Origin of the sequence: Arthrobacter sp. H5 (genome assembly GCF_000520595.1) — a bacterium.
In the GTDB taxonomy this organism is placed as follows: domain Bacteria; phylum Actinomycetota; class Actinomycetes; order Actinomycetales; family Micrococcaceae; genus Arthrobacter_D.
This window is the reverse complement of record NZ_KI915008.1, coordinates 5,828-17,111: the sequence shown is the minus strand read 5'-3', so window position 1 is coordinate 17,111 and position 11,284 is coordinate 5,828. Positions and strand designations below refer to the sequence as shown.

General features: G+C 64.2%; 11 protein-coding genes. 8 read left to right on the top strand and 3 right to left on the bottom strand.

What is annotated here, in order from left to right:
• The 6 genes from Y708_RS25535 to Y708_RS0115350 form a co-directional block, all read left to right on the top strand.
• On the top strand, positions 1 to 595 hold a 595-nt coding region (locus Y708_RS25535), incomplete at its 5' end, for an aminotransferase class III-fold pyridoxal phosphate-dependent enzyme (protein ID WP_035776581.1).
• Positions 596 to 598: 3 nt separating this feature from the next.
• Positions 599 to 1,546, top strand: a complete 948-nt coding sequence (gene argF, locus Y708_RS0115370; RefSeq protein ID WP_028280607.1) for an ornithine carbamoyltransferase — start codon at positions 599 to 601, stop codon at positions 1,544 to 1,546.
• Between the two features lie 3 nt (positions 1,547 to 1,549).
• Positions 1,550 to 2,092, top strand: a complete 543-nt coding sequence (locus Y708_RS0115365; protein ID WP_028280606.1) for an arginine repressor — start codon at positions 1,550 to 1,552, stop codon at positions 2,090 to 2,092.
• 34 nt (positions 2,093 to 2,126) lie between these two features.
• Positions 2,127 to 3,329: an argininosuccinate synthase gene (locus Y708_RS0115360; protein WP_028280605.1), complete on the top strand. Its 1,203-nt coding sequence runs from the start codon at positions 2,127 to 2,129 to the stop codon at positions 3,327 to 3,329.
• 107 nt (positions 3,330 to 3,436) lie between these two features.
• Positions 3,437 to 4,855 (top strand): argininosuccinate lyase, encoded by a 1,419-nt coding sequence (gene argH / locus Y708_RS0115355; RefSeq protein ID WP_028280604.1) that lies wholly within the window; start codon positions 3,437 to 3,439, stop codon positions 4,853 to 4,855.
• A gap of 45 nt (positions 4,856 to 4,900) precedes the next feature.
• Positions 4,901 to 5,644, top strand: coding sequence for a maleylpyruvate isomerase family mycothiol-dependent enzyme (locus Y708_RS0115350; RefSeq protein WP_028280603.1), 744 nt, complete (start codon positions 4,901 to 4,903; stop codon positions 5,642 to 5,644).
• A gap of 41 nt (positions 5,645 to 5,685) precedes the next feature.
• On the opposite strand, the gene Y708_RS25530 is transcribed toward Y708_RS0115350, so the two are convergent.
• Positions 5,686 to 7,326, bottom strand: a complete 1,641-nt coding sequence (locus Y708_RS25530) for an HNH endonuclease signature motif containing protein (protein ID WP_051479050.1) — start codon at positions 7,324 to 7,326, stop codon at positions 5,686 to 5,688.
• A 195-nt stretch (positions 7,327 to 7,521) separates the two neighbouring features.
• On the opposite strand from Y708_RS25530, the gene Y708_RS0115340 reads away from it, so the two are divergent.
• A complete protein-coding gene (locus Y708_RS0115340) occupies positions 7,522 to 8,367 on the top strand; it encodes an SRPBCC domain-containing protein (protein ID WP_028280602.1) in 846 nt (281 codons plus the stop codon).
• Here Y708_RS0115340 and Y708_RS0115335 read toward each other — a convergent pair.
• Together Y708_RS0115335 and Y708_RS25525 are read right to left on the bottom strand one after the other, a co-directional pair.
• Entirely contained in the window at positions 8,357 to 8,857 is a 501-nt protein-coding gene (locus tag Y708_RS0115335; protein ID WP_028280601.1) for a methylated-DNA--[protein]-cysteine S-methyltransferase, read from the bottom strand. The genes Y708_RS0115340 and Y708_RS0115335 overlap by 11 nt on opposite strands.
• Positions 8,854 to 10,329, bottom strand: a complete 1,476-nt coding sequence (locus Y708_RS25525) for an AlkA N-terminal domain-containing protein (RefSeq protein ID WP_035776580.1) — start codon at positions 10,327 to 10,329, stop codon at positions 8,854 to 8,856. The genes Y708_RS0115335 and Y708_RS25525 overlap by 4 nt, the downstream gene beginning before the upstream one ends.
• A 91-nt stretch (positions 10,330 to 10,420) precedes the next feature.
• Between Y708_RS25525 and Y708_RS0115325 the strand changes: the two genes are divergently transcribed.
• Positions 10,421 to 11,074: a DNA-3-methyladenine glycosylase gene (locus tag Y708_RS0115325; RefSeq protein ID WP_028280600.1), complete on the top strand. Its 654-nt coding sequence runs from the start codon at positions 10,421 to 10,423 to the stop codon at positions 11,072 to 11,074.
• The last annotated feature ends 210 nt before the right edge of the window (positions 11,075 to 11,284 follow it).

The window sequence follows — 11,284 nt, the reverse complement described above, 5'->3', positions numbered from 1 at the left end:
GCTCCCGCCGGGCTACCTGAGGGCCGCCCGAGAGGCGACAGCGAAGGCCGGAGCACTCCTGATCCTCGATGAGGTCCAGACCGGTGTCGGCAGGACGGGCCGTTGGTTTGCCCACCAGGATACAGACGTAGTCCCCGACGCTATGACACTGGCAAAGGGGCTGGGCGGCGGCTTCCCCCTAGGGGCGCTGATCACCTTTGGCGAAGAAACCTCCACCATGCTGACCGCCGGCCAGCATGGGACTACCTTCGGGGGCAACCCGGTGGCCACTGCCGCTGGGCTTGCCACCCTGCATACCCTTGAGGCGACAGGCATGCTGGAGAACGCGAACGACGTCGGCACCCACCTCCGCGCCGGACTGGCAGGCCTGGAGGCGGTCACCGAAGTCCGGGGGGAGGGCCTGCTCATTGGCTTTGACCTTGATGGCGATTACGCTGCCGCCGCGGTCCAGGAGGCCCTGTTACGGGGCTTCATCATCAACGCACCCACACCGTGCACGCTGAGGCTGGCACCGCCGTTGATCATTACCCGCGAACAGGCTCAGACGTTCCTTGACGCACTTCCCGCCCTTCTCGCTGCAGCCAAAGGAGCCTGATTCATGACACGCCACTTCCTGGTCGATACGGATCTCTCGCCCGCGGAGCAGGCCGAGGTCCTCGACCTTGCGCTTGAACTTAAGAACTCCCCATACTCCAGAGGCACCTATTCGGGCGAGGGTGCCGGCCGGAAGACGGTCGCCGTCATCTTCGACAAGACCTCCACCCGAACCCGTGTGTCATTCGCAACGGGCATTGCGGATCTGGGCGGCGTTCCGCTGATCATGGGCGCCGGGGAATCCCAATTGGGCCACAAGGAGTCTGTCACGGACACCGCGATGGTGCTGGAGCGGATGGTTGCCACCATTGTCTGGCGCACCTATGCGCAGGCAGATCTGGAGGAGATGGCTGCCTCCTCCACCGTGCCGGTCATCAACGCGCTCTCCGACGACTATCACCCGTGCCAGCTCCTTGCGGACCTCATGACCATCCGCGAACATAAAGGGGAACTCAAGGGTTTGACCATGACCTACCTGGGCGACGCCGCCAACAACATGGCCAACTCCTACCTTCTGGCCGGTGTCACCGCCGGAATGCACGTGCGGATCGCCGGGCCGGAGGGCTACCTGCCGGAGCCGCGGATTGTCGACGCCGCCAAGGAGCGGGCCGCCGGCACAGGCGGTTCGGTGCTGATCACCACGGACCCTGCGGAGGCGCTGCAGGGCGCCGATGTGGTCGCCACCGATACCTGGGTGTCGATGGGGCAGGAAATTGAGGACCAAGAGGTGAAGAGTGCCAGGTTCGCCTTGTTCCGCAGCTACGCCGTGGATTCCGCCGCGATGGCACGGGCGGCGCCGGACGCCGTCGTACTTCATTGCCTGCCCGCCTACCGCGGCTACGAGATCGCAGCCGATGTGATCGATGGCCCACAGTCGGCGGTCTGGGACGAGGCGGAAAACCGCCTCCACGCGCAGAAGGCCCTGATGGTCTGGCTGATGGAGCGATCGTAGGCCATGGCAAGCACCCAGCCCACTGGCCAGCCGACAACAAAGACAGCCCGCCAGGCACGCATCATTGCGCTGCTGACCTCAGAATCGGTGCGCTCGCAGGCGGAGCTTGCTGCCCTGCTGGCCGACAATGGCGTACAGGTGACGCAAGCTACCCTCTCCCGCGACCTGGTGGAGCTCGGCGCGGTGCGGGTGCGTGCCCGGGAAGGTGTCCTCGTGTACGCAGTTCCAGGGGAGGGCGGTGGACGGGCGCCGCAGAGCGGGGTCACCCAGGAGATCCTGGACTCCCGCCTGGCCAGACTGTGTGCGGAGCTGCTGGTGACTGCGGAGGCCTCGGGGAACCTCGTGGTGCTGCGGACACCGCCCGGCGCCGCGAACTTTCTTGCCCTTGCCATTGACCATTCGGTGATGCCGTCCATCCTGGGAACCATTGCCGGCGACGACACCATCCTGCTGGTCACCCGCGATCCAGCTGGAGGAGACGCCGTGGCGTCCAGGTTCCTGCAGTTTGCGCACGAATCAGCCGGCAATCCCCAAGCATTACCCTGAAACCAAGAGACTGAACAACAATTTAGGAGCATCAGTGACTGAACGTATTGTCCTTGCCTACTCGGGCGGACTCGACACGTCCGTGGCCATCGGCTGGATCGCCGAAGCAACCGGCGCCGAGGTGGTGGCCGTGGCCGTGGATGTTGGACAGGGCGGCGAGTCCCTGGAAACCATCCGTCAGCGGGCGCTCGGCTGCGGCGCCGTTGAAGCCTATGTGGCCGATGCCCGCGACGAGTTCGCCAATGAATACTGCATGCCCACGCTGAAGGCCAACGCCCTCTACATGGACGCCTATCCTCTGGTGTCGGCTATCTCCCGTCCTGTGATCGTCAAGCACCTGGTCGCAGCGGCCCGCGAGTTCGGCGCCTCCACCGTTGCCCACGGCTGCACGGGCAAGGGCAACGACCAGGTCCGATTCGAAGTGGGAATCCAGACCTTGGGCCCGGACCTGAAGTGCATTGCACCCGTCCGTGACCTGGCGTTGACCCGGGACAAGGCCATAGCCTTCGCCGAGGAAAAGGGCCTGCCGATCGAGACCACCAAGAAGAACCCGTTCTCGATCGACCAGAACGTCTGGGGACGCGCTGTGGAGACGGGCTTCCTGGAGGACATCTGGAACGGTCCCACCAAGGACGTTTACGAGTACACGGATTCACCCGAGTTTTCGCCTGCCGCCGACGAAGTGGTGATCACCTTCAAGGAAGGCATCCCGGTGGCCATTGACGGGAATGCAGTCACGCCGCTGCAGGCTATCGAGGAACTGAACCGCCGTGCCGGAGCCCAGGGCGTTGGCCGGATCGACATCGTCGAGGACCGGCTTGTGGGAATCAAGAGCCGCGAAATCTACGAAGCACCCGGTGCGATGGCCCTCATCACCGCCCACCGCGAATTGGAGAACGTCACAGTCGAGCGTGAGCAGGCACGCTTCAAGAAGACGGTCGGCCAGCGCTGGACCGAGCTGGTGTATGACGGCCAGTGGTTCTCACCTCTGAAGCGTTCGCTGGATACGTTCATCGACGACACACAGCGCTATGTTTCGGGCGATGTGCGACTCGACCTCCACGGCGGACGTGCCACGGTCACCGGACGCCGCTCCGACGTCGGGCTCTACGACTTCAACCTCGCCACCTATGACACCGGAGACACGTTTGACCAGTCGATGGCCCGCGGGTTCATCGAGATCTTCGGACTCTCCTCCAAGGTGGCATCGGGCCGCGACGAGCGGGCCGGTTCCTGACGGTGGTCGACAAACAGAACGACGACGGCGTCCCGGGCGAGACCTCCAGCGCCCGGAACCAGGATCTCCGCCCGGCCGTGGACGGCCTTGGTCGATCACCGGAGCCGTTGGCGGCCCGAACCAACGAAGGTTCGCTCTGGGGTGGACGCTTTGCCGGCGGGCCGGCGGATGCACTGGCTGCGCTGAGCAAGTCAACGCACTTCGACTGGCGGCTGGCGCGCCACGACATAGCCGGCTCGCGGGCCCATGCCCGTGTCCTGCACAGGGCGGCGCTGCTCGACGACGGCGAACTGACCGGCATGCTGGCGGCGCTGGATACGCTCGACGACGACGTCCGCTCTGGTGCGTACGTTCCCTCCGATTCGGATGAGGACGTGCACGGGTCGTTGGAGCGGGGGCTGATTGAGCGCGCGGGTGTCCATCTCGGCGGCAAGCTGCGTGCGGGCCGTTCCCGGAATGACCAGGTGGCCACACTGGGCCGCATGTACCTGCGTGAGCATGCCCGGATCATCACCAGCGGTGTGCTGGCGGTGATCCACGCCCTGATTGAGCAGGCGGAACGGCATTCCGATGTGCCTATGCCGGGACGGACCCACCTGCAGCACGCGCAGCCGGTTCTGCTGAGCCATCATTTGCTTGCTCATGCGTGGGCGCTTCTGCGGGATGTGCAGCGCTTGCGGGATTGGGACAAGCGTGCCGCGGTGTCACCGTACGGCTCCGGTGCGCTGGCTGGCTCGTCCCTGGGACTTGACCCGGAAGCGGTTGCGGCGGAGCTGGGTTTCGATTCAGCGACCCACAACTCGATTGACGGAACGGCGTCACGTGATGTCTATGCCGAATTTGCATGGGTGGCCTCGATGATCGGCGTTGATCTGTCGCGCATCAGCGAGGAAGTGATCATTTGGGCAACTAAGGAGTTCTCCTTTGTCACCCTGCACGACTCCTATTCCACCGGATCGTCGATCATGCCGCAGAAGAAAAATCCCGACGTTGCGGAGCTTGCCCGTGGAAAGGCCGGCAGGCTGATCGGCAACCTCACCGGGTTGCTTGCCACGCTGAAGGGTCTTCCGCTGGCCTACAACAGGGACCTTCAGGAGGATAAGGAGCCGGTGTTCGATGCTGCAGACACGTTGGAAGTGCTCCTTCCCGCCGTGTCCGGCATGATCGCCACCCTGACTTTCAACACTGAGCGTCTGGCATCGCTGGCCCCGCTCGGATTTGCCCTCGCAACCGACATCGCCGAGTGGCTGGTCCGTCAGGGCGTTCCGTTCCGTGAAGCACACGAACTCTCCGGTGCTGCGGTGAAGCTTGCCGAAGGCCGCGGAGTCGAACTATGGGACCTGACCGATGAGGACTATGCCGGGATATCCACTCACCTGACACCGAACGTGCGAGAAGTGCTCACTGTCGAAGGATCGCTGAACAGCAGGGATTCGCAGGGTGGTACCGCTCCGGCCGCGGTGGCACGGCAGTTGGATGCGTTGCGCAAGGAGTTGGCAGGCCTCCAGCCGTTCGCTGGTTCGTAAGGGGTATTCTCTTCAGAAACACCCCTCCCACGACAAGGATGTCCAGTGAGCCATGAGTCGCATATCGATCTTCCGACCAGGCTGGCCGCGGCAGCCAAGGACTTCAGGGAGGTGGCAGTCGGGCTGGATGACGAGGGACTGGCTGCACGGTCGTCGTTGCCCGGCTGGAACCGTGCGTATGTGGTGGCGCATGTCGAAGGGATCTCCCGTGCGATGGAGCGGCAGGTTCAGTTTGCTGCCCGAGGCGAGCTGATCGAGTTGTACGACGGCGGCTACGAGGGTCGGGTGCGTGGCATCGAGCTTCGGGCGCAGAGGCCAGCAGCCGAGCAAAAGAAAGCGCTGGAAGCGGCGTTGGACAGCGCCGTCGTCGTCTTCAAAGGTCTTGACGGCGCCGCTTGGAGGGGCCGCATCAGCTACCGGGATGGAACCGTGCACGACGGCGCACTTGCACTCTGGCGGGAACTCGTCATCCATGCATCCGATCTCAATGCTGGCCGCACATCGTTGGACTGGGACGATGCGTTCTGCCGGTACCTGCTCGGATTCCTGGAGGCCCGTGTTCCTGAGGGTCTGGCACTGAAATTGCAGCCGCTAGGTCAACCGCCGGTCACCATCGGCGCGGAGCAGGGCAGCGCACGGCGCACGGTCGTGGTCACCGGTCTGCTGCAGGACATCGCCGCCTGGCTTGCCGGGCGTGTTCCCCTCGGGGGTTTGAACGCCACGGCTGCGGCGGATGGTGTGGCCCTGCCGGATCTGCTTCCGTGGCCGTCCGGCGTTGCACCGAAGTAGGCCGGGCTGTCTCGCTGGGGCTCTGCGTGCTTGCCGGCTTCTCACCACGGCGGCGGAATGTCATCCAGCGTTGGCCAGGGCGTCGGATAAGTGTTCCAACGTTCCGATCCGGGTTGTTTGGCGGAAGACGCAGCTGCTCTGGGTGCCTGGGTTTGCTCGGCTGTATTCAATGTGTGGGCTCTACCATCTGAACCAGATGTGTCGATTGAATCCGCGATGGGAGCACTCACGTCCATCCCTGCGTAGGCGCCGTGTGCCTTGTTACGGCGGGGTGTTTGGTCCGGGTCGATGTAGGGCGGCGGGATGAACCACGGGATGCCGTCCTGGACCCGGATTGTCCAGTTGCCGTCTTCGAGCAGATCATGGTGGTGTCCGCAGACAAGAGCGCCGTTATCGGTGTCTGTGGTTCCGCCGGCATACCAAGGTGTGATGTGATGTGCTTCGCACCAGATCGGCGGGATGGTGCAGCCGGGAAAGGCACAGCCTTTGTCCCGTGTCATGAGGGCTCGCCGTTGGGTGGCGTTAAAGAATCGTTGGCCGCGACCCAGATCGAGGATTTCGCCGCTGCCGCCCAGGAGGATAGGAAGGATATTGGCGTCACAGGCGATGCGGCGTGCGGTTTTGGGTCTGATGGGGCCGCCGAACATGGTGTGTCCTGCGCCCGGGATCTCTCCGATGAGTGTTTGGTAGTCGATGGTGACCATCACCTGAGGTCGGTGACCTCCGGTGGCAGGAAGCTTATTGGTCGCTAGTGCCAGCCGGCAGGCGCCGGTCAGCCCGTCCAATAGTTGTTGTGCCCGGGTGCGCTGGTCCAGCGGGGCAGGTTCCTGGGTGCTGGTGCCGGTGCCGGCGCCGGTGCTGGTGCTCGTGCTGTGGTGGTTGATCCGGGGGTTGGTGGCGGTGTTCATGGTGGTGGTCAGGACTTCGAATTGATCATCGGTGGTGATGATTTCCATTCGGTGCAGTCCGTTGCGGGTTCCTTTAAGGAACACTCCCTGGCGGGTGCGGAGGTAGTCCTCGGAGGGTTCGCGTCCGTCGGGGTCCAGTGCTGCTTCCCAGTACCGGCAGACCTCCCGCACCAGGTCGGTGTCCGACTCGCAGGCCTGGCTGCTCAGTGACCGTTCCATGGCCAACAGGTCATCCGGGGTGGCTCCAGCCGAACGGACCCTGTCAATACCCGTGGCGATCAGGGTTGCCGCTGCGGTGTTGATGGTTCCCTCAGCCAGCGCAGCTCCAAGCTTCTCCAATGGCGGAGTGCCTTGCTCGCCGGTGAGCGGAAGCGAGGTGGCAACCACCGCCTGTGCAAGCCGGAGCCGGCGGCGGGCTTCGGAACGGCTGATCCGCAGCCGTGATTTGAGGTAGTCCGCGGCATCCCGGAACTCGCCGCGCTTCTGAGTGGTGTCGGTCCGGGTGGCTTGTGCAGGTGTTACCCAGTCGATAGGCCGCCGTGACTCGCCGACCACCGCAACGTTCTCCCGCTCCAAAGCATGCGCACCAAGGACCTGCAGGTGCTCGACCACACGGGACAACTCCTCAATCCCCGCAACGGTCTGCGCCAAGTCAAAAGTACTGGCCAGCTCTGATTCCCGTGCGAAACCTTCTGTGAGATCCACCAATTCCGACCGCATGCGTGTGAGAACATCCACAGGGGTCTGCGTGTATTCCAGCGAAGCGATTGCCATACCGTAATTCTATTCGAAGATAAATTCGAATGCAATAGGTCAGCAAGACTTATCACTGAGTCACCCAAACCCGGTGCTCGCGTCGTTGGGAGACCTGCCAGCGCAACCTGCGCCGGTCCGGACCCCTTACCAGTTCCGCGTGGCTGCGATAGGTTGTGAAGCAACCAACCGCGGGAGCCAGACATGGAATCGACAATGGACGCCTCAACCGACCGGGCGGTTGCGCCATTAGGAAGAATCGAACGGCTTCGTGACGGCTATGTGCTCGCCTTTGACCGTCAGTATGACTACCCGCGCTCATTTATCTGGAATCTGCTCACCGATCCCGCCAAAGTCCATCTCTGGCTCGGTACGCTCGCGGCCGCATGGGAGCTGGGCAAAGAATATTCCCTGGAACTGGGTGGGGGAGTAGTCACCGGGTCAGTCCTGCAGCTCAATCCGCCAACGAGCCTGCAGATCACCTGGGATGACGAGCTTGGCGGCGAATCCATCCTGGAATGGCGGGTGCTTGAGAGCGACGGCGGCACCCTCCTTCAGCTGCGTGCACGCTCCGGCACAGCCGATTTCATGACGGAGGGCGCGGCCGGCTGGCAGCTCATTCTTTCAGCGCTCGACGACGTCGCTGCCGGCCACGAGGTCCATCCCGTCGATGATTGGGCAGCAACCCGGGATGCTTACGCCGCCGAGTTTGGCCTCTCCAACACAATGGGCGCTGTTGAGGTTGCTGAGGGCGTCACCATGGTCCATTTCGACCGCAGGTATGAAGCGAAGCTGCCCATGGTGAAGGACGCTGTGACGTCGGACCCGGATCAGCAGACCCGGGTTGAGCAGGCCGAAGTGGACTTCACGACCATTGGAAACGCCACCCTGGTGACCATTCGACACGTGGTGGAAGAGCCGGCAGCAATCCACGCGCTGATGGCACAGTGGCATGCCCATCTGGACGCCGTGGACGTTGCCTTAGGCGGTGGCCAGCCCCACGCCAGCGCCCGGAAACTGCACGCGCTTGAGGACTTCTACCGCGCCAGCATCAGCGGTTAGCTTTTTCGTGCTCCAGTAGGCTCGTCTTGACCGGCAGCCCCCACCGGAACCCGCCGAGCGACCCGTCCGTCCGGATCACCCGGTGGCATGGCACAAACAGCGCGGCCGCGTTCTTCGCGCAGGCCCCCGCGGCGGCGCGGACAGCGCCCGCATTTCCCGCCAGTTTTGCATACTCCGAGTAGGTGACCGGCTGTCCGGGCTGCACCGTGCGGAGCACATCCCACGCACGGCTCCGGAAGGGCCCGGACAACTGGTGGACCGGAACCGTTTCGATGGCGGCCAGGTCGCCGTCGTAATAGGAGCGCACCGCCTTCGTGATCGTGCCCAGCTCCGCGACCTGGACGGGGGTGCCGCCGCGCAGGGTTGGATGGATCTGGCCGGTAAGCTCCGAAGGTTCGGCCGTCCAGCCGGAGGCAATCACCGCGCCGTCGCGCTCGATGATGGTGAACGGGCCGTTCGGCGTGGACACGGTGGAAATGCGTGCAGTCATGATGTGGGTGCCTTTACTGTCTTTTTGGCGGCAAGCCGCCAGAGATGCATGGTGGCGTAGGACCGCCAGGGACTGAACTGCTCAAGGAGCGTGGAAGCCTCGGGCGGACTGCCAGCCGCCCCGGTCAGGCGTGCCCAGCCGTTTCTCACCGCAGCATCGTTGCCAAGGTGGATATCGGTGGCGCCCAGCACCCGCATGGCCACATAGCGGACCGTCCAGGGGCCAATTCCGGGCAGCGGCAGCAGTTTCTCCGCGAGCTCGGCTGGACTGTCCTCCACCCCAATGTGCAGACTTCCGTCAGCCAGAGCTTCGGCTACCCGAAGAATGCTTGATGTGCGGCGAGCCGGCCCTTTGAGGAGGCTGCCTGCTCCCTCGGCCAGGGCTGCGGGCGTCGGAAACAACCGGTTGAGGCCTGGCCGGTTCAACGCCGACGGCGCGCCAAGTTCGGCGAGGCGGTTGAGGCCAGTGGTCGCCGCCCCTACGGTGATTTGCTGCCCGATCATGGCCCGGATAAGGATCTCCTGCGGATCCATAGCGCCCGGAAGCCGAATACCGGGATGCAGGCGGATGCGTTCCGCCATGCGTGGTTCGGTGCACAGGATCGAGTCGATGGCTTCCGGATCAGCATCGAGGTCAAACAAGCGGCGGATCCGGGATAGCAGCACCGGGAGGTCCTTCAGCTTCTCCACCATGACTGAAACATCCAGCCCGACGGCGCCGTGCCGGGCGCTGAACCATCCTTCGCCTCCCGGCAGCCGCACCAGCCTGGAGTACGTGTCAGCCCCCGCCTGCTCAACCCCGTCCACAGAGCGGACACGCAGGAAATCAAAGATGCCGCGGTCATACGGGCGCCGCAGCGGAAGTGTCAGCGACAACGCCGTGTGCGGTCCGGCCCCAGCTTCTGGGTGGGTGATCATGCGGCTGCGCTCCCGAAGCTGCGAGGGAGACAGATCAAACACTTCCTGCACTGTTTCGTTGAACTGGCGGATGCTGTTGAAGCCCGATGCAAAGGCAATGTCGGAGTATTTCAGCTCAGTGGCCGTGAGGAGCGCCCGTGCGGTCTGCGCCCGGCTTGCCCGGGCCAGCGCAAGCGGACCTGCCCCAAGCTCCTGTGACAGGATCCGGCCGAGTTGCCGGGTTGAGTAACCCAGCCTTGCCGCAAGCCCCGGCACGCCGTGGCGGTCCACCTCGCCGTCGGAAATCAGCCGCATTGCCCGCGCAGCCGTGTCCGAACGGAGGTTCCAGTCCGGCGTGCCGGGAACGGCCTCCGGGAGGCAGCGCTTGCACGCACGGTAGCCGGCTTCGTGGGCGGCGGCCGACGTGCTGTAGAAGGTGACGTTAGCCGGTTTGGGGGTCCTCGCTGGGCACGATGGGCGGCAGTAGATCCGCGTGGTTGCCACTGCGGTGACAAACTGCCCGTCGAAGCGGGTGTCACGCGAATCGATCGCCCGGTAGCGCTGCCAAAAGTCCATAGCTCCATCCTCGCAGGCCGCCGGACATGCAGCTAGCGGAAATCGGACACCACCGTGGAGTGGCCCCGCCAGGCCTTGATACGGTCGATCGGTGGATTCCAGACACGAACGCAGCCGGCTGGCATACCCAGCCACCGCCGTCGCGCCCCTCATGTTGGGTGCGCTGTTAACGCACGACGACGGCGCGGAGCCGGTGACGGTGCGCGTCACCGAAGTGGAGGCGTACATGGGTTCAGGCGATCCCGGCTCCCACGCCTTCCGCGGACAGACCGCACGTAACACCACGATGTTCGGGGAAGCGGGGCATCTGTACGTGTACTTCACCTATGGGATGCACTACTGCGCCAATGTGGTTTGCGGGGTTCCAGGCCAGGCCACCGGGCTGCTGCTGCGCGCGGGTGAGGTGATGCACGGGCTGGAGACGGCGCGCAAGCGGCGCGGCTTTCCCCGCACGGACAGGGACCTGGCCCGCGGGCCAGCGCGGCTGGCACAGGCGCTTGGGATTGACCGTTCCCTTGACGGCGCCGATGTATTCACCGGCAGTCTCAGGCTGGACCTTCCGGAGACCGCCGGTGGGGAAGCTGTGCGTGACGTGTCCACCGGCCCGCGGGTAGGTGTCAGCGGTGACGGCGGAAGTTTGCTGTATCCTTGGCGGTTCTGGTTGACAGGGGAGCCAAGTGTGTCCGTGTACCGAGCGGCAAAGGTGCGCGCCGTTGGGTCTACACCTGCCTCACCGAATCGCTGATCAGCCCCGGCCGGGAGGCCACTGTCCGTTTACCTGGTCATGCCAAAAGCCATAAGGCACTGTAGAATTGACGGTCTGCCTTGGCGAGAGGGAAACGCAATATGCATGAAACGTCTGTGGCCCGGCACGAACTGGATCACGAGCGCAGCTACGTGGCCGGTCTGTACCAGCGGCTTGATGAGCTGCGGGCTGAGAAACAGCGCCAGCTGG

Coding starts and splice junctions, on each gene's coding strand:
- argF (WP_028280607.1), top strand. CDS start 599: ATGACACGCCACTTCCTGGTCGATACGGATCTCTCGCCCGCGGAGCAG.
- Y708_RS0115365 (WP_028280606.1), top strand. CDS start 1,550: ATGGCAAGCACCCAGCCCACTGGCCAGCCGACAACAAAGACAGCCCGC.
- Y708_RS25530 (WP_051479050.1), bottom strand. CDS start 7,326: ATGGCAATCGCTTCGCTGGAATACACGCAGACCCCTGTGGATGTTCTC.
- Y708_RS0115340 (WP_028280602.1), top strand. CDS start 7,522: ATGGACGCCTCAACCGACCGGGCGGTTGCGCCATTAGGAAGAATCGAA.
- Y708_RS0115335 (WP_028280601.1), bottom strand. CDS start 8,857: ATGACTGCACGCATTTCCACCGTGTCCACGCCGAACGGCCCGTTCACC.
- Y708_RS25525 (WP_035776580.1), bottom strand. CDS start 10,329: ATGGACTTTTGGCAGCGCTACCGGGCGATCGATTCGCGTGACACCCGC.